Source organism: Mesopusillimonas faecipullorum, from assembly GCF_020539505.1.
Lineage (GTDB): Bacteria > Pseudomonadota > Gammaproteobacteria > Burkholderiales > Burkholderiaceae_B > Mesopusillimonas > Mesopusillimonas faecipullorum.
In genome coordinates, this window is the sequence record NZ_JACDXW010000004.1 from 19,032 (window position 1) to 37,183 (window position 18,152).

The 18,152-nt window shown below is 58.4% G+C and carries 12 protein-coding genes; 3 read left to right on the top strand and 9 right to left on the bottom strand.

The genetic code is table 11. The features are described from left to right. Window positions 1-50: 50 nt before the first annotated feature. The 9 genes from H0484_RS08440 to H0484_RS08480 all read right to left on the bottom strand — a co-directional run bounded on the left by H0484_RS08440 (window position 51) and on the right by H0484_RS08480 (window position 15,520). On the bottom strand, window positions 51-1,448 hold the full coding sequence (locus H0484_RS08440; protein WP_075117007.1) for a UvrD-helicase domain-containing protein: 1,398 nt from the start codon (window positions 1,446-1,448) through the stop codon (window positions 51-53). Next, window positions 1,441-3,168 carry an ATP-dependent nuclease gene (locus H0484_RS08445; RefSeq protein ID WP_075117008.1) on the bottom strand — a complete coding sequence of 576 codons (1,728 nt, stop codon included), beginning with the start codon at window positions 3,166-3,168 and terminating at the stop codon, window positions 1,441-1,443. Before H0484_RS08445 ends, H0484_RS08440 begins: the two co-directional genes overlap by 8 nt. 75 nt (window positions 3,169-3,243) lie before the next feature. After that, on the bottom strand, window positions 3,244-6,249 hold the full coding sequence (locus H0484_RS08450) for a type III restriction-modification system endonuclease (protein WP_226954143.1): 3,006 nt from the start codon (window positions 6,247-6,249) through the stop codon (window positions 3,244-3,246). Continuing rightward, entirely contained in the window at window positions 6,246-6,755 is a 510-nt protein-coding gene (locus H0484_RS08455) for a gamma-glutamylcyclotransferase family protein (protein ID WP_226954144.1), read from the bottom strand. Before H0484_RS08455 ends, H0484_RS08450 begins: the two co-directional genes overlap by 4 nt. Continuing rightward, window positions 6,755-8,746, bottom strand: coding sequence for a site-specific DNA-methyltransferase (locus H0484_RS08460; protein ID WP_226954145.1), 1,992 nt, complete (start codon window positions 8,744-8,746; stop codon window positions 6,755-6,757). Before H0484_RS08460 ends, H0484_RS08455 begins: the two co-directional genes overlap by 1 nt. 26 nt (window positions 8,747-8,772) lie before the next feature. Then, window positions 8,773-9,567 (bottom strand): DUF4391 domain-containing protein, encoded by a 795-nt coding sequence (locus H0484_RS08465; protein ID WP_226954146.1) that lies wholly within the window; start codon window positions 9,565-9,567, stop codon window positions 8,773-8,775. Beyond that, entirely contained in the window at window positions 9,564-11,351 is a 1,788-nt protein-coding gene (locus tag H0484_RS08470; RefSeq protein WP_226954147.1) for a DUF262 domain-containing protein, read from the bottom strand. Before H0484_RS08470 ends, H0484_RS08465 begins: the two co-directional genes overlap by 4 nt. Before the next feature lie 14 nt (window positions 11,352-11,365). Next, window positions 11,366-14,599 (bottom strand): DEAD/DEAH box helicase, encoded by a 3,234-nt coding sequence (locus H0484_RS08475; RefSeq protein ID WP_226954148.1) that lies wholly within the window; start codon window positions 14,597-14,599, stop codon window positions 11,366-11,368. 12 nt (window positions 14,600-14,611) lie between these two features. Then, a complete protein-coding gene (locus tag H0484_RS08480) occupies window positions 14,612-15,520 on the bottom strand; it encodes a WYL domain-containing transcriptional regulator (protein WP_088142968.1) in 909 nt (302 codons plus the stop codon). A gap of 232 nt (window positions 15,521-15,752) precedes the next feature. On the opposite strand from H0484_RS08480, the gene H0484_RS08485 reads away from it, so the two are divergent. The 3 genes from H0484_RS08485 (at window position 15,753) to H0484_RS08495 (ending at window position 18,119) form a co-directional block, all read left to right on the top strand. Next, window positions 15,753-16,643: a LysR family transcriptional regulator gene (locus H0484_RS08485; RefSeq protein WP_033982007.1), complete on the top strand. Its 891-nt coding sequence runs from the start codon at window positions 15,753-15,755 to the stop codon at window positions 16,641-16,643. Window positions 16,644-16,777: 134 nt separating this feature from the next. After that, entirely contained in the window at window positions 16,778-17,095 is a 318-nt protein-coding gene (locus tag H0484_RS08490) for a helix-turn-helix domain-containing protein (protein WP_023464296.1), read from the top strand. Further along, a complete protein-coding gene (locus H0484_RS08495) occupies window positions 17,088-18,119 on the top strand; it encodes an AAA family ATPase (RefSeq protein ID WP_033982009.1) in 1,032 nt (343 codons plus the stop codon). Before H0484_RS08490 ends, H0484_RS08495 begins: the two co-directional genes overlap by 8 nt. The last annotated feature ends 33 nt before the right edge of the window (window positions 18,120-18,152 follow it).

The following is an 18,152-nucleotide window of genomic DNA, read 5'->3' on the forward strand; positions in this document are numbered from 1 at the left end:
TCGGATACATCGTCACCTTCAAGATCCGCGAACTCTGCGGCCATGGTGGATTAAACGTTGGGAATAGGAAGCTGGATAAATCGCTCTGGTGATGAAATCGTGAGCGATCGAGTAGCCCGAGAAATAGCCACATAAAAGAGCTTGGCCTGTGCCTGACGCTCGTTGGCGAAGTGAGTGGCGTCAGGAATGACCACATGATCGAATTCCAACCCTTTCAATAGTAGCGGAGTTGAGACCGTGCGTTTGGGTAGCCTCCGGCCTGAGTTACTGACTCGCTGACGAATATTGAGAGTCGCTGCTGTCATGGTCTCGGTTCGACCTGCAGAAACCTCGGTCGCTGTCCGTTCGGCATCTCGCCAAAGCTCGTTGCGATAAAGCTTCCATCTTGGGCGTCTGCGGGCCAACCCGAACATCTGGGTAACGGCTTCCGCACCATTACCTTGGTCCAAAGCCGGCACAAGATCCCGCATTGCTTGCTGAAGCGCAGCGTCTCCGGGATCAGGCGCTTCACCTTCCACAATCGGCTTTTTGTGGAAGCAGTCTTTGATCAGAGTGGTGAACGCATGAAGCCTTCCTGTACCGTCGGTTGCTCGATCCCATGTAGATGCGAAATCCCGCAGTCTATTAGCGGCGATTTCCTCGATTGCTTGGTAGCCACCATTTGCAGCTTTGGCCAATCTATAGCAGATGGTCTTGTTGCAATGAATGGCAGCAAAGTTACCCTCCTTGCCGTCGATGCCTTCGAATAGCGTTCCCATATCGAAGGCGTCGTCGGATTCACGGTAGCTGATGCGAGGATCGGACAAGTCGATGACTTCGCCACGCATGAGCTTCAATCGCGTTTCGGCAATCCATTGCCCGAGATCAGGATTCTTGCCGGCCCAGCGGTGAGGCGTTTCAAGCGTCCCTGCAAACGGGAAGCCCGGGTGAATCTCGTCGTCCCAGTTCAACGTCGCGCCGGCGAACTCGAAGATTCCCTGCATCGGATCGCCGAAGATCAAAGTCGGAACAATGCTTGAAAGTTCGACTGCGAGATGGTGCTGTAAGCCGTGACAATCTTGATACTCATCTATCAAGATGCGGTCGTAAGAGGCCGCGACAACTCCGCGGATCGCCTTGACCCCGAGTGCCCACGTGGCACCGCGGTAGAGCTGATTCCATTGCTCGCCAGTCTGCGGCATTCCGTCAGGCGGTTGAGCTACACCGGGGAAAGCATGGGCGTAGCGCATGCACCAGCCAGCGATGGTATCAACAGCGACGCGCGTGTGAGGGATGCCCAAGCGCTTTATACGCGATCGAATGGCATGCACGCCAGCATGCGTGTGGGTCAAAATCAGTGCGCGACCGCTCAAAGCCGCAACATTCGCAATGATCTCTGTCTTACCGTGCCCAGCAGGCGCTACCACTGCAGCGGTACCCAAGGCGAAAAGGTCGGCGGCATCAGGCATATAGCCATGCCTCGGCTTGAGTGAGGGCCGTCGCGAGGGGTGAGGCGGGACTTTCTGCCGCGATCCGCCAGACAATAGGCGCCAAGCCTCGACCGATCCTTTGATCCTTAAACCACTTTTTCCGGCCAGCCACTTCGGCAATCACTTCCCGAAGCTGCGTGTCATCCATCTCGGAAAAAGGCTCCCAGGCTGCAAAATCGCCTCTGATTGTTGCTATGTCCAGGTCGGGGATTTTGATGTTGAGGTTGTTATCAATGGCGTCGTTTCCCCGTTCTTCGCGCGCGTAAACCAGCAACTCTTGAACCAGAGCGTCACTCGCAGCGGAAAAAATCGCCTGCTCGGTGTTGAGACCACCTCCGTACTCAAAAATGGGAACATCAGCCACCGCCAGAGCGGCCACGATGGCGGGGGACAAAACAGTATCCGAATCACGATAGATTGCAGTCGCATATCCGAGGCCAGCGAGAGCAAAAGCCATAGACGATGCCTGCTCGCCATTGCCGTCGGCGAGGGCCGCCCCCAGTTGCTCAATCGGCCGATTGGCATGACGCGCTGGCCATCTTTCGCGCAGACCAAGAAGAAGGCCAAGCTCCGTGTTTCCTTCAGTCACCAAGATGCGACGGGCGAACATTGCCCTGGGCGTGAAACGCATCAGCGCACGAATAGGGTCAGGGGAATCCGGGTGAGCGATAGTGGCTGCTCGTCCTGGTCGGGATGTTTGGATCACGCGCAAACTGGTCGCGCCGGCTTCTCCGAGTGCAATATCTGAGTGCGTGGTCATCAGGACTTGTCCCGTAGGCTTGCCTTCATCCTTCGCCCTGGCTTGATCGGTCTTAAGTTGCGCGATCGCGCCGATAATCCGATGTGGTTCAAGCCCGTGCTCGATTTCGTCGACCAGGACAATAGCCCCTTCAGTAATAGCTGATTTCTGGATCGCCAAGGTGGCGAGTCGTCGGGTGCCAAGGCCGGACAACCTAAGTGGAACTCCGCTGTCGTGAAGTGCGATAGATCCAGAAGATAGACCGGATCGCCCAAGTTCCAAGCCGGGCTCATACGCGCCATCAACGTATGCTCCCAATCGTTTGGCGAACCCTTCGGCCAAGTCGGCCGTGTCGGCTAACGCCTCGATGTCGCTCAGATTGGCACTCGCCCGGGCAGCTCGATATGCCTCTGCGAGACGGGCTGCTGCCTCTCTGTTATCCCCTGTCAGTCTAGCCAGAACCGATCCTTGGCCCCAAGCCAAATGCCGAGCGTCTTCCCCAGCCAACCGAACAAGACCGAACAGTGCGCGGTCGCGGTTAGACAACGTGCGGGGCTCCTCGCTTCGATCGCACACCAGCTCCCAAATAGGCTCCATCGTGGCGTCAACAGTGAGGCGAACTGTTAACACGGGCTCATCATCATCTTCGGGTTCGTCGCGTAGCTGACCAGCACTCGTCCAGCCTCGAATGTAGAGGCCGAGCCGCTCATCCGATTTAAGAGATTTGGAAAGCTCGCCGACAGTAGCCTCGATGACGATGGGGTTGGAGGTGTTGCAGGCGAGGAAGTCGGGCTCAGTGAATGAAAACCAGCGGGACGAAAGTGCCGCTTCGGCTGCATCGAGCAAGGTGGACTTACCCGAGTCACCCGAACCAATTAGGCAGCAGAAGGAAGAGTCAGGCTTCCAGTCCAGCGCAGAGATCCCCCGGAAATTAGAGATCTTGAGGTGTCGAATTTGCATGAGCCCCCTTTCAATGCACTCTGAGTTGATTCTTTAGTGGTCAACCTTGTCGTCTTACGCGACAGATCGGTCTGTCTACATCTTTGCTGCCTCGACCAATAGATCGTCAACCGAGCGTGCAACCACATACCGGACTGGGTTCTCACCAACCGCCAGCGCGTTGAAATGCGCCTTGCCGCATTCGATCTTGGCGCTTTCCTTGTCGCGCAGGTCGTCGGTGAACAGGCTGCTTTTGGTTTCCACCACAAAGTACAGGTGCTGGGTGCCGTCTTCTTCCACCAACACGGCCCAATCGGGGTTGTAGGTGCCCAGCGGCGTGGGCACTTTGAACCAGCCTGGCAGCTTGGCGTAGAGCTTGATGGCGTCGTTCTTCTCCAGCCCATCGGCGAAGTCCCGCTCTGTGGTCGAGTCGTACACCACGTGCTCGTAGATCGACTTCTGGGTATCCAGCAGCATGTTCTTCAGATAACCGGTGAGCTCTTCCTTCTCGAACAGCTCCTGCGCATAGACATGCTGGTCGCCGAGCTTCTGGTACTTGATGCCATCGACCAGGGCCAAGCGCTTGCAGCGGTTGATGGTTTCGGCGGCCAGCTCGATGAACTGCTGCGGGTTGCGTTTGAAGTCGTCCAGCCTGCCACTGCCGGTCAGGATGCTGACGATGGTGCGTCGAGTAAGCTGGGTGCGGTCCTGCAGATCGGTCAGTAAATCCGGCAGCTCAATATCCGCCTCGTCCAGCACCACGGTCGCCGCGCCCGCTTTCTCCGTCGCGGCGACACCCGCCTTGCCGATAGAGATGTCGGCCTTGCGCCATTGCAGCCGTGCCTTGGCAATCACCGGGGCCTTCTGCAACGCTGCAATGCAATCCGTCACCAGCTTGACGTTATCGAATTGCACGCGGTACGTTGTCTGGTGCTTGATGCGGTCCCACAGTGCCTTGAACTCGTCGCTCAGATAGACGGCCTTGCCATCGGTGCCCTTGCGCAGCGGCACTTGCCTGCGCTCATCGGCATTCTTGATATCCAGCCGGCCAGACACCTTACGCAGCACTTCGGCAATCTGAGCCTTCTGCGCATTAAACTCAGGCGGCAGTTCCAAGGTGCCGTTCTTCAGCGCCGTTTTCAGTGAATCCTGTACCTTGCCCTTGGCATCAATATGGCCGGCGGCTTTCAGGTGCTCCCACAGTGCCTTTGATTGCTCGATGCCCAGCGGTGCGGCGTGCCCATCAGCGCCAGTCACGGCAATGGCGGCAAATTGGTGCTGCTCCACGATGCCAAAGCGGATGCCTGTGTCTTTCTCGATTTCCTTCTGCAGGTTTTCGGCAAACTGTTCGTAGTTTTCCGTGGCCACCACGGTCAGGGTGTTGACCTCGAAGCCGCGTACCCGCTCGCCATCCTGGTTGACGCACAGACGCAGGCCACGGCCAATGGTCTGGCGGCGCTCGCGCTCGGTCTGGATGTCGCGCAAGGTGCAAATCTGGAACACGTTGGGGTTGTCCCAGCCTTCCTTGAGGGCGGAGTGGGAGAAGATGAACTTCAGCGGCGTACCGAAGGACAGCAGCCTCTCCTTCTCCTTCATGATCAGGTTGTAGGCGCGTTCGGCATTCTCCCGGTTGCCCGCATTGTTCTCGGCGGTGTCAGTCCAGCCGCCTTTCTTGTCGATGGAGAAATAACCGTTGTGCACTTCTTCGGCGGCGGACTCCAGGTCGATCTCGGCAAACAAACTCTGGTAAGCCGGCAACTTGGCGGCACGGCGATATTCCTCCTCGAACATCTGCGCATACACGCCCTTGACCGGATGGCCGTCCGCATCGTATTGACGGTACTTGTCCACCGCGTCGATGAAGAACAGGCTCAACACCTTGATCCCCAGTGGGCGCAGGTGCTTTTCCTTGTCCAGGTGCTCCTTGATCGTACGGCGAATCATCTCGCGTTGCACGGCCAGCGCATCCACATCACCGTGGGCTTGGCCAGGCTGCAAGAACACTTCGCCGCCAGGGTAGCGCAGTTCCATGAACGCTTCGCCCTTGGCCGTATTGATCTCGCCCACCCGAAAATCGGCGTAGATCGCGCGGCCATCGGCGCTCTGCTGGAGGTCGTCGCCGTCGCTGACCGTCACCTCAACCCGCTGCACACCAGTGGCGGCCTGTTTATCCAGCTCGACCTTGGCGCTGATGCGGCCGCGCTTGTTCTCCACCTTCACCAAACGAACGAAGGGCTTGTTGTGCGCGTCCTCTACCGTGGCCGACGCCACCTCGATCTGCTTGACCAGTTTGCGCTCATAGGCATCCACGGCATCCAGGCGGAACACCATGTGGTGCTTGTCCACATGGGTAGCGGAATAGCGCAGCGTGCAGAGCGGGTTCATGGCATCCAGCGCTTCCTTGCCGCGTCCTTCCAGGCCACCATCCACGCTTTGCGGTTCATCCACGATGATGATCGGCCGGGTCGCCTTGATCAGGTCGATAGGCTTCTCGCCGCCGGTCTTCTCGCTCTCTTTGTAGAGGTTGTTCACATCCTTCTTGTTGATCGCGCCCACCGTCACCACCATGATCTGGATGTTGGCGCTGGTGGCGAAGTTGCGCACCGACCCGGGCTTGCCCGAGTCGTACAGGAAGTAATCGAACGGCACGCCCGCGTAGAGCCCCTTGAAGTGCTCCTCGGTGATTTGCAGGGTCTTGTAGACGCCTTCCTTGATCGCCACCGATGGCACCACGATCACGAACTTGCTGAAACCGTAGCGCTTGTTCAGTTCGAAGATCGTGCGCAGGTACACATATGTCTTGCCGGTGCCTGTCTCCATTTCCACCGTGAAGTCGCCGGACGTCAGCGAGCCGGAAGGCGGCAAGCCACCGCGCAACTGGATGTCAGCCAGATTCTTGAGCATCTCGTCGTCGAGCAGCGTCAAGCGGTTGCCAACGCCAAGGTCGGACTGCGCCACACCCAATGACATCTGCTCTTCATCGGTCAATTTCATGGTCACCGTGAATTCGGTGCGGCAGACCTCCTGACCACGAAAAAGATCGCACACGGCCTCGATGGCCTGCATCTGGTAGTCGAGGTTGGGCTCGAAGTGCAGCTTCATTGGCTCACTCCCTCGATCAAACGGAACTCCCTATCGTGGCGGGTGCGGTCCGGATCATCTGTGGACGCCACGAGTTTGAGCTGCTCAACATAGTCATTCGGCAAGCCGTGTTCCTGCGCACCGGCAATCACCAAGGCTTTGTACCAACCATAAGGCGTTAATGATTCATCTATCGCCGTAGCTTGGTAGGCCTTGGCAAGAACGTTATTGCCATTATGCAGAACATGAGCCTCGATCGCTTCATATCCTTGTCCGAGACCCTCTGCACGGTCGAGCGCAGTCTTATCAGTATCTTCAATTCGGTAAAGAACGCCAATGATGTGCTTGCCTGGGCAGGCGACAACGTCGCATTTCCCCGAGTTGTCTTTGCTTCGCTTGTGCCAGCGAAGTTCATGATCCGGCAATTCGGCCATACCTATCGGCCTCGCAGAAGGGCAGCGCTCCCGTAAACGACTGGAAAGCATGTTCGAGCCATAAGAAAAATACAGAAAAGTATTTGCTGGCATCACAGGCTCCTGACGTTCTGAATGCCGTGCTGCTCCAGAATGGCGGCGAGATTGGTTTTGGCCACGTCGTCGGCAAAAGCGCTGTCGCGGAACACGCAAGTGGTATCGCCAGCGGGTGCGAGTTCCCTGCGCCAAGCGATAATGCCTTGGGCGAGTGGCTCCACCTGCTCACGGGTGATTTTTTCGGCCAGACATGCCAGCAGCACGCCGCCGCCCACCGCATGCACACCAAGCCCTTCGATACTGCGCTTTTCGATGGGCACACATAGGTCAAGGCCGAGCTTGAGCAGCAATTCGTAGAGCACATCGGCCTCGCTGCGGCCTTCGAGCAGGTGATCCTGATGGTCGAACAGTGTGGCTTCCAGATCGTCTGGTTTTGGAGTCCAGGCGCGGATATTGGAGGTGTCGAGCTTGAATACGCGGAAGCCAGTGTCACCTTGCCAGCTGGGGTTGTCGGCTTTGATCTTGACTCCGGCGCGGCGCAGACGTTCCTTGGTGAGCTCAGCGATGGTGCGCGGCCTTCCAATCTTGTCGCAGTATTCAGTAGCTGCCCTTTGGCTCTCAATTGATGGATCAAGCGGCTCAGGGATCTGTGCCAAAACATACCGCCTACTACCAGCGTCTTTGGCATTCTGCTCCATCACAGCATGACCGCACGGGCCCGACCCTGCAAAAAAATCCAGAAAAATCCCATCGTTGCCATGAGCCATTTGAATAACATATCTGATCAGATCAACTGGCTTTGGATAGCCATTGAAGAAAGCCCCGATTTCATTTAGCTGCGCAGTCGCCTTCTGTGTTCCGCCGAATCCATTGAGAACAGAAATAACATGACTCTGGTAATCAGAGCGACGCTTAACGACCTCGATCGCTCCCGACCTTGATATTACAAATGACGTTTCTTGGCCCTTGCTATCTTCAATTGGTGCGCAATCATTTTTAATGAACTCAAGAACAAGATCTTTTGAGCTCCATCCACTTTCAACGACAACCGGATTCACCAACCTACCATTCTCCACGAGTGCATCGCCAATATATGAAGGCCAAGGTGCCACCCTCGAGGTTATGCAGCCATTTTCAAAGTCAGCGGGGAACCCCTTGGGAAGGGCAATCTTGCTAACTGGATTCTTGGGCCCATTCTTTACGATGGTGTTTCTTATCTCTGGTCGAAACAACTTGCTATCTGCAGGTGTACTCGGATCCATTACGGGCGGATGGGGAAAACTCTCCAACGACTTTGCATATAGCAGGATATATTCGTGGCAGATCTTAATTTTTGCCTGATTGTCAAAATTGCCGTCAGTGCGCCAGCTAAACTGAGCTACGAAGTTTTCTTCGCCAAAAATGTCGTCAAATAGCGCTCGCAGCCGAGAAGCCTCAATATCGTCTATAGAGCAAAAAATTACCCCATCGTCCCGCAGTAAATTCCTCGCCAGCTTCAATCGCGGATACATCATATTCAGCCAATCCGTATGAAACCGCCCGCTGGCTTCGGTATTACTACTGATCTTCTGCCCGCCTTCGATTTGGCCGGTTAATTCCAGATAGTTTTTGATGTTGTCCTGAAAATTGTCCGGGTACACAAAATCCTTGCCGGTGTTGTACGGCGGGTCGATGTAGATCAGCTTGACCTTCCCGGCATAGCTCTTTTGCAGGAGCTTGAGGACTTCAAGATTGTCGCCCTCAATCATCAAGTTCTGGGTGGTATCCCAGTCCACGCTGTCTTCCGGGCAGGGGCGCAGGGTGCCGGTGCTGGGCGTGAGCGCCAGTTGGCGGGCACGACGCTTGCCGTGCCAATTGAGGCCGTACTTTTCGTCGGCGTCGGTCACGCTGGCATCGCCCACCAACGCCTTGAGCACGTCCACATTCACGGCCACGCCGCCCGCGCCCTCAGTAATCAATTCCGGGAACAGCGCCTTGAGCTGTTCGATATTTGCCGCCACCAAGTCAGCGGACTGGGCTTCGGGGCTGGCGGCCGTGAGTTTTTCCATGGTCTTCTCCGTCATTCGTTCAATCTTCAAAGTTGTCGGCGCGCAGCGGCCAGTTCGGCCTGGATGCGCTTGAGCGTCAGGTTCAGTTCTACCTGGCGCGCCAGCTGTTTTTCCTTGGTGGCTTGCGCTCGCAGGCGGCCGATCTCGTTCTCCAGCCGCTCACAATCAGCCAGCGCCTGCCAGCGGGCAGCCGCTTGTTCCGGGGTTGTGTCAGCCTGGTAGGTTCCCGTCAGCCGTGCCGCCTGCCAGGCCCACACGCGCTCCATCCAACCCTGATAAAGGGCATGCAGCGTGGTCTGGGGTTGGCGTGCAATCGACAGGGACTGCACGAAGGCGCGCTCGATTTCGGGGGCTATTGCGTCTTCCACTGCGGCGGCATCTTCGGTTGCGTGGGGCAGCGAGGCCAACACTGGGTCGCCGTCGAGCACGACCTTACCTGCCTCGTTCTGCGCCCAGCGTTTGTGCGCCAGCGAGAGGGTCAGTGCCTGGCCTTGCACAAGCAGCAACACGGGATACGGCACGGCCCGATGCACCAATTCGGCAAGGCGAGCGAGACTGGCGGGCTTGACGGTGCCACGCAGGGTCAAGCCAAGCACGGCGACTTCCAGGTATTCACGCTGCGCGTCCCGGTAGCTGGGTACGCCAATGGTGTTGGGCTTGAGTGCGGCAAGCCACTGGATTTCTTCAATGGCGTCCGTGATTAGGCGCTTGTCGGATGCCGTGGGCGCACCGTTCTCCAGCAACAGCTTCTTGGGGACGCGCTGATCCACCCGTGCGCTGTCGGGAAGACACAGTGCGGCAACGACATCCGTCCGGTTCATGACGACAGTTCCGCGCCAAAGGCCTTGATGGTTTCTTCGCTGTCGCGTCCGGCAATGGCTTTGCCCATGGCCTGTTCGATGAGCTTCAACAGCGCAGCAGCGCGTTGGCGGATGAAAGTATCAAAGTCGTCCGAGCGAAGTGCCTGTACCGGAATCACATGCGAAGTCAGGAACTCATCGAGACTGTCGGGGGCAACCTGCTTGGCCTTCTGGATACGGGCGAGGTAGACGCTGGGGGCATCTCCACTGATGAAGCGGTTGGTGCCTGCCGCCAGCGGAGCCTTGTTGACCACGCTGTTCCACTTTTCCTTGGGCAGCTTCTGCTTTTCGCACCAGGCGCGGGGAAAGACGTGGTGGATGTCGATGGCGTTGTTGAAGTAGGTATTGAGATCAATGGGCGTGCCGCTGGCGAAATCACGGCCGCCGTGCTTCATGAGCAAGGCGGCCAGCCCTTTGTAGGCCGCAGCGAGGCGGCTTTGCAGGGAGAGCAGCCTTGTCGGTGCGAAGTTGGCATCGCGGACCGTGCGCGGTTCGCTGCCGCCTTCGACCCAGGCGACCACATCCTGGATGTCCATGCTAAAACGGGTTTCGTTGGCGCCACCGTACAGTTCGCCCAGAACGCCGCTCCAGTACCAGCGCAGCAGCTTTTGCTTGACACCGTGCTGCGTCGTGCGGTCTGCCAGGTGCGCACAGATGGCCGACAACGGAACAAGCTGCGTGGCATACGGCAGGCTTCGGTCATCGAAGATTTTCTCCTCTGCCAGCAACTCGGCAGCCCGCTTGAAGCCTTTCTCCAAATCGGATTCCAGCGCCGTGAAGTCCGCCAGCGGCAACTTCAGCACGTCGGCACGCTTGCAACTGACAGATGTGCCAAGCGCTTTGTGCCGCCGATAGCTGGCCAGCAGAGTGACTGCGGTGAGAAAGCTGGTGCCATCCACCGCCTTGAGCACGTCATGCTTGGCGGTCAGTCGCTCCCGCCGGGCCTCCCAGTCGTCACGCAGATTGAATTCATCGGCTGCGAAGGTGGCCGTCATCAGCTCGAAAACTGTGAGCGTCACGCCGCCGGTATTGACCTTCTCGAACACCTGGCACACGGCTTCGCGTGGCGTGTCCTGGGTCAGTTCGATGGCGGGAACCTTGAACTGCTGGAAGCGTAGCCAGATGTCGTTGCGGAATCGTTGCATGAACTGCATCGCTTCCGCTGCGAACTGGTGATGGGCGCTGAAGCCGCTTTCCCAAGTCATGAAACCCTGAATATCGAAAAGCAATGCCACAGGGAAGAGGCGTTGGCTGTATTGCAAGTCTGGCGTGCTGACGTCCAGCTCAACCTTGCGACCGAAATCGGACGTGACTTGCAGCGTCTCCGGCACCGAGAGAACGGCTTCTTCGCGGTCTGCCGATTCGTCCAGGCATTGGGCCATGTCAAGGAAATACAGGCGGCGAATGTTCGCGCCTTTCTCCGTGCGCGTCGGCACGGGCTGGCCGCTGCGCAGCGCCAGGTACATCGAGGTCAGGCGTTGCTGGCCATCAAGTACGAGGGTCTTTGGAGCAGGCGCGGGCTGCAGGTTGACGCCGGCAAACAGTCGGGGCTTGAACGGTACCCCGCCTGCTTCCAGAAACATGACCGCGCCGATCGGGTAGGACAGCGAGAGGCTCGCGATCAACGACCGAATATGGTTGTCATCCCACACCCAGCCGCGTTGGAAGTCAGGAAGCTGGATCTGCCCCGATGCGATTCCATCGAGGACATCTTTCAATGCGGGTTCGGCGGTGCGAAAGCTCATGCGGGTCCTTGTAATCAAATACTTTGCTCATCGGGCAGCACGACGAGAAATGCCACCACCTCGAAGTCGCCACCACCAGCGAACTCGCCCTTCATGGCGTGCGTGCCGCCAGGTGTGAAGAGGCTGGCAACGGCCCGTTCCTCATGCTTGCCGGCGACGGATGCCACGGCCGCCGCGAGCAGCTTCTGGGCGTGGCGCATGTCCTCACCGCTTTTTGTCGCCTTGTCGAAGCGCGCGCACGCACTGTCATCCGGCCGTTCTCGCCCCAGCGCCAGGCGCTTGAGGCGATCCAGGATGCGCTTGGCCTGCGGGTAGGGCAGCAATACGTGGCCGTCATCGCCGACATGCACCAGGTAGTGCGGCGTGAGCGGGTAGTCGGACGACGCGGCGGATTTTGCCGTCGGGCCGCAGGCTTGCAGGCAAAAGATCACGCCAGGGGGAATGTCGGCATCCAGCGTGGTGGTGACCGCAAAAGCCCCCAGCGGTTGGGTGTCCAGCTTGCCGGGGTGGCTTTTAAGGAACTGCGCGAGGTCGATGCGGAAGTCGGTCAGGGTGAGGTCGGTGATCGCCACGCCGGTGGACAGATCTTCCATGTCGATCACCGTGTCCTGCAGCTTGAGCAGTTGCTTGCGCCGGTACTCCAGGTCGTTCATGGCGTTGCCGGACTGCTGTTCGATCAGGTTTTCTTCGCCGGTGGCCGAGATATCGAGCAGCACCATGCGCCCGCTGACGCGCTGTTCCAGGTTGATGTATTCCTCCAGTTCCATGTTGGGCCAGAAGTTCACGAGCTGGATGCGTTGGTTGGGCGAGCCTATGCGGTCGATACGCCCGAAGCGCTGGATGATGCGCACCGGGTTCCAGTGAATGTCGTAGTTAATCAGCCAGTCGCAGTCTTGCAGGTTCTGCCCTTCAGAGATGCAATCGGTGGCGATCAGCAAGTCGATTTCGCCTTCATCCGCCAGGTCTTGCGGGCGCTCCTTGGCGCGCGGCGCGAAGGCTGAGAGCACGTCTCCCATGTTCTTGCGCAGACCTGGCAAGGTGGACTGGATGCCGGCGCTGCCGGTGACGACCGCTGCGTGCATGCCCTGCTTATCCCTGGCCCAGGGGGCAAGTTGGGCGTAGAGATAGTGCGCCGTGTCCGAGAAGGCGGTGAACACAATGATCTTGCGGTTGGCTTTACCATCGTGGGTGTTGATGGGTTCGGCGCATTTGCGGGCAATCATGTCGCGCAAGGCCGCCAGCTTGGCATCACGGGCGGCATCCACTTGGCGCGCTGCAGCCAGCAGAGTCGCCAGGCGGTTGCGGTCTTCCAGTAGGTCCTGCTTCCAGCGGATCAGATCCACATCGCCCAGCAGCACCTTGACTTTGCGACCGACCAGCAAGGTCTCAAACGCCGGGTCGTCGATATCGACGTCGGCAATGTCGATTTCCTCCAGCGCTTCGGCATGGGATTCGATGCGTGCCAGTGTGTTCTCTACATCCTTGAGTTGGCGCTGCACAGTCAGGGTGAAGGCCGATACACAGCTTTCCATGCGTTTGAGCACGTTCACGCGCAGCAGGTGGATCAGGCTTTCCTCACGATCGGCTTGCCGGAAAAAACCTTCGCCACCACGCACCTGGGTGCTGTATTTGGCGTCGTAGGCGGCCTGCTTGTGGGGCAGCACATAGCGCAGCGGCGCGTAGCTGGCGAGCGTGAGCCGACGGATTTCCTGGTTGATATCGCGGATGGCACGAAATTCGCCCGCAAGGTCCACGTCGGCCTTGATGTTGATGGGCGGCAGTCGGTCGGGAAAGCGGCCGGTCTCGCTGGTGCCGTAATACTTCTCCACATGCCGCCTGGAGCGGGCAATGGTGAGATGGTCCAACAGGGTGAAGTAGTCGAACCCCAGCATTTCTACCAACTGACCGGGAGTCTTTTCACCTTCGTCCAGCGCCAGCCAGCGATTGAATTGCGCCTGTGCCTTGCGGGTCGTCGCCTCGATGCTGGCGATGCCGTGTTCCATCAGGGCGGTATCGTCGCCTTCAGTGGCAAAGGCAATCTGGTTGCGCAGGTCGGCCAGGCGATTGTTCACCGGCGTGGCCGAGAGCATCAGCACGCGGGTCTTGACGCCTTCACGGATGATGCGTCGCATCAGGCGGTCGTAGCGCGACTCCTTGCCCTTGTGCGTGGCCTTGTTGCGGAAGTTGTGCGACTCGTCGATCACCACCAGGTCGTAATTACCCCAGTTCACATGTGACAGGTCGATGTCACCTGAGAGGCCGCCATCGCGCGACAAATCGGTGTGGTTGAGCACGTCGTAGTTAAAGCGATCAGCTGCAAGGATGTTGCGTTTGTCGTTGGCCTTGTAGAGCGTCCAGTTGTCGCGCAGGCGTTTGGGCGCCAGCACCAGAACGCGGTCGTTGCGCAGCTCGTGATATTTGATGATGGCCAGAGCTTCAAAGGTTTTACCCAGCCCTACACTGTCGGCGATGATGCAGCCGCCAAAGCGGTTCAGCTTGTCGATGGCACCCACCACACCATCGCGCTGAAACTTGAACAGCTTCTTCCATACCACGGTATTGCGAATGCCGGTGGCTGACTTGACGATGCGCTCCTCGTCCATCTCGTCACCGCTGTCCTGAAACAAGCGGTGCAGCATCAAGGTGTAGATGGTGAAGGGATCGCGGTGCTCACCCAGGCCTCGCAGCGCCTCAAGTACGGATTCGTGCTCTTCTCCCTGACCCTCGGAGTCGGTTGAAGCAGTAGTTTGCAAGGCTGCCCACTGGTGATCGAACCATTGGGCGAGCTGCGCGGCTTCCTCGGCCGTTTCTGACGCCTGAATCAGGTTCAATGGGTTGCCTGGCGTCAGTCCAAGGCCAGACGTGTTGAAGGCAAACGAGCCCAGGACCACTTGTGCAGGAGCCCCGTCCGGGCCGCGCATGACAGCAGCCCCCTGTGGCACCGACCTCGATGCCCGCCGGAGCGCCACTTTTTCACTGATCCATTTCGCGCACTGATTGGCCAGCCAACGTGCCTGCAGACGATTGCGCGCTGCACGGTCGCCCTCCGTTCCCAAGAGTTCAAGTGCCTCGTTATCAGGAGGCACAATCAATTGAACTTGATCCAAAGCGGATAACGCCTCCCGAATTTCCGCAAAGGCGTAAAGCGAGAACGAAGGCGTTACACAGTCGAGTCGGTTGCCGTGTTTTAGATGGGGCCTCATCAAGTCGATGACGCGCTGTGTTCCGGTGTTTTGGATCAGCTTCATAGTCGTTTCCGTTCAGTCAGCAATCGACATTTCTGCACTCGGCGATGCATACCCTGGCGCAAGCACTGCATTGCGCACGCCATAAATGGCGAGATGGTCTTTCAACCAGAGCCGATATTCAGGGCCGCGCAGGCTGTGGTCAGGGGAGCAGTCCACACTCCACTTGCGCAGGATGTAGCCGGCCGTGGCGGCTCGCAGCTTCATGTGCAGCACGCCGCCCTGCATGCCGTAGTCCATTTCAGTGATTTCGGGTCGGGGCTGATCTGGATGGGGCACCAGTTCCAGCTCGACGATCCGGGTCCACTGAATGTCTTGATCGCTCATCTCATGGGGAGCCACTGACTGGTCCTTGAGGATGACGGGACGTTTGATCCGGGTGATGACGAAGTCCCGGAAATCCTGGGACTTGCGATCGAAGGCGCGAACGTGCCAGCGCAGACCGTTGTCGATCAGCGCGAACGGGACGATCTCCCGCGCGGTGCGGCCACTGGAGATGGAGTGGTATTCGATACCCAGGGGGCATTCGTAATGGATGGCCCGAGTGACGCTCGCCAGGATTGCTAGGTCAGGGTGAGTGAGCCGGGACGGGCTCTCGCTGGCCACCCACGCCTTGATGTGCATCGGTTCACCGTCGCCAAACCCCTGCGTCAGCCACGACAACACTCGCTCGGGTGGGAAATCGAAGATCGGCTGGAAGCTCGAACCCAGGACGTAGAACTTGCCTTTGCCGTCGTAGTCGATATTGCCCGGTGCCAAGTCCTTGTACAGCGCCAGATCCCTGGACGCGGCAGCGGACTGGATACCAAAACGCGCGACCAAGTCCTGGCGGCGCATCTCCCCAATGAAGCGCAGACGCAATTCCACGAACGCGAGGCGGTCACGCTGTGGTTGGGTTAGATCGGCAAGCTGTTCGTGGGGCATCCTGGCTGGCTCGTTCGGGTTAGCGAATGCTTATGCAGATTTCTGCCGAAAGTATATGGTCTGTGTGGAAAGACGTCTATAAATCCAAGTTGATTCGCTAGTTAGCTGCATTATGATAACCATTTTTGAGGCGCAAATGAGCGATCCGGCGTGGACTGGCGTGCATCCAGCAGGTCACTGCGGACGAGAACTGGTGCGAATAGATCGCTGATACGGAACAGGAGCACGGCCCATGGAACTGCGACACCTTCGCTGCTTTGTGGCTCTCGCAGAAGAGCTGCACTTCACACGGGCCGCAGAGCGCCTGCATATCGAACAGCCACCGCTGTCCCGCGCCATCAAGGAGCTTGAGGATGATCTGGGTGTGGTGCTTTTCGAGCGCAACCGCCGAGGCACGGTACTGACCGAGGCGGGTGCAACGTTCCTGAAAGATGTGCGCAGGGTGTTCGCCGTCCTCAAACAGGCTCAGGAGAACGTCCGGGCGGTCGCTGCGGGCTTGAGCGGAAGCCTTCGCATCGCCGTATCCGACGGCGCAATCGATCCCAGGCTGTCGGCCCTCTTGGCCCGCTGCCGCGAGGAAGAGCCGGAGATCGAGATTCGCCTGTCCGAAGTGCCGTTGGCCGATCAGTTGCGTGGTTTGCGCTCAGGCGACTTCTCGATCGGGTTTGCGCACACGGCGGAAGTCGGCGACGGCATCGTTACCGAGCCACTCTGGCACGATCCGCTGGTGGTTGCCGTGCCCGCCCGGCATCCTTTGCTTTCACACAAGGCTGTTCCGCTGCATCAGCTTGCGAGCTACCCACTGGTCTTATGCGATCCGCAAGTATGCGAAGGCTACCATCGTGAACTGGCGCGGCTGCTGCGACCTTTGGAGCGTCCCCCTGACGTCGCCGAGCACGTGTCTTCATTGGACATGATGCTCACCCTGGTCGGTGCCGGCTACGGGGTGGGCTTCATCACCGAAACCAGGATCGCGGCGAGCCTGCGCCCCGATGTGGTGATCCGCCCTCTGGCCATGGATTCCGCAGTCATCACGACCTACTTGCTACGGCCCGCCGGCGAGGACTCGCCGGTGTCGGTGGAGCGGTTCATCGCACGCCTGCGCGCGCATTCGGACGATTGATCCGCAGCGGCCAGGACTGGCTGCCTGAAGCCTGCCAGCGCGGTATCCGGGGGAGAAGTCTCGTCAATGATGTTCACTGGTGGTAAAATTTCAGGGTACTTACGCTCGTCGCAACCCGTGAGAAAGCAAGCGCCATGAATGTTGGACAAGCCATTCGACTGTGCCGAACGCAACGGGGCGTCTCTCAAAGCACCATTGCGAACCGAGCCAATTGCTCCGTGTCGTACTTGTCGATGCTTGAGAACAATAAGCGCGACCCGACACTTTCGACGGTTACAAGAATTGCCGAGGCATTGCATGTGCCTGTCGGCCTGCTGTTCGTTCTGGCTGCCGACCAAAGCGAACTGGGTGCGATAGACGAGCACGTCGCCGATCAGTTAATGCAGTCTGCGCTGGCATCACTGGGAGCATCGGCCAACATGACAGCGCAGGTGGGAGGCCACTATGGCTAATGCCGAACAACTCAAGGCGTTGGTGAAATCCCATATCGAGCGGGATGACCAGCATTTCTATTCTGTTGCCATGCAGGTCGCGGCCCGTGAAGCGAAGGTAGGTCACGGCAAGCTTGCCGAAGAACTCCGCGACATGATCGACGCGGCAAAAGCCCGTGTCGCGCCGGGTGGCCCCGAGGGCAAACTGGTGCCGTTGGCTCGTCCTCGCGGTGAGTTGGCAAACTTGCTGACGGTTTCCTATCCGAAGAATCGTCTGTCGGACATGGTGCTCGATGCGGAGATGGCCGAACAACTTGGTCGCATCATGAAAGAGCAGAGGCATCATTTGCGCATCCGCGAGCATGGCCTGTCGCCAAGACGCAAACTGCTGCTGGTCGGGCCACCGGGCACCGGCAAGACGATGACCGCCTCTGTGTTGGCCGGTGAACTTGGCATTCCGCTGTTCTCCGTTCGACTGGATGCACTGATCACCAAGTTCATGGGGGAGACCGCCGCCAAGCTGCGCCAAATATTCGATGCCATCAATGATGTGCGAGGCGTCTACTTCTTTGACGAGTTCGACGCCATCGGCTCACAAAGAGGGCTGGCTAATGACGTGGGTGAGATTCGGCGGGTACTGAACAGTTTTCTGCAAATGATCGAGAGCGACCAATCCCATAGCTTGATCGTTGCAGCAACGAACCATGTTGAGATCCTTGACTACGCGCTTTTTCGCCGATTTGATGACGTGATCGAGTATCGGCTCCCGAGCGCGCCGCAGGCTACCAAGCTGATCCAGTCGCGGCTTGGGAAGTTCGCGCCCAAGCCCTTTCCGCTCAAGGCCATCACAGCCAAGGCAGAAGGCTTGAGCTACGCGGAGATCAGACGTGCCGTAGATGAATCCATCAAGGAAGCCGTGATGCACGACGAGGAGCGCGTAAAAGCAGATGTGCTGACACGTGCTTTCGATGAGCGCCGCAAATTAAGCCTCAGAATGAACAACAAGAAGGTCGCACCGAGCAATGCCGGATCAACTACAAGCTAAGCGCCCACATTTCATTCTTCGAGACACATCTCA

Bases quoted from the DNA above. Each gene is read 5' to 3' on its own strand.
- H0484_RS08440 (WP_075117007.1), bottom strand. From the start codon at position 1,448: ATGCCTGATGCCGCCGACCTTTTCGCCTTGGGTACCGCTGCAGTGGTA.
- H0484_RS08445 (WP_075117008.1), bottom strand. From the start codon at position 3,168: ATGCAAATTCGACACCTCAAGATCTCTAATTTCCGGGGGATCTCTGCG.
- H0484_RS08450 (WP_226954143.1), bottom strand. From the start codon at position 6,249: ATGAAGCTGCACTTCGAGCCCAACCTCGACTACCAGATGCAGGCCATC.
- H0484_RS08455 (WP_226954144.1), bottom strand. From the start codon at position 6,755: ATGCCAGCAAATACTTTTCTGTATTTTTCTTATGGCTCGAACATGCTT.
- H0484_RS08460 (WP_226954145.1), bottom strand. From the start codon at position 8,746: ATGGAAAAACTCACGGCCGCCAGCCCCGAAGCCCAGTCCGCTGACTTG.
- H0484_RS08465 (WP_226954146.1), bottom strand. From the start codon at position 9,567: ATGAACCGGACGGATGTCGTTGCCGCACTGTGTCTTCCCGACAGCGCA.
- H0484_RS08470 (WP_226954147.1), bottom strand. From the start codon at position 11,351: ATGAGCTTTCGCACCGCCGAACCCGCATTGAAAGATGTCCTCGATGGA.
- H0484_RS08475 (WP_226954148.1), bottom strand. From the start codon at position 14,599: ATGAAGCTGATCCAAAACACCGGAACACAGCGCGTCATCGACTTGATG.
- H0484_RS08480 (WP_088142968.1), bottom strand. From the start codon at position 15,520: ATGCCCCACGAACAGCTTGCCGATCTAACCCAACCACAGCGTGACCGC.
- H0484_RS08485 (WP_033982007.1), top strand. From the start codon at position 15,753: ATGGAACTGCGACACCTTCGCTGCTTTGTGGCTCTCGCAGAAGAGCTG.
- H0484_RS08490 (WP_023464296.1), top strand. From the start codon at position 16,778: ATGAATGTTGGACAAGCCATTCGACTGTGCCGAACGCAACGGGGCGTC.
- H0484_RS08495 (WP_033982009.1), top strand. From the start codon at position 17,088: ATGGCTAATGCCGAACAACTCAAGGCGTTGGTGAAATCCCATATCGAG.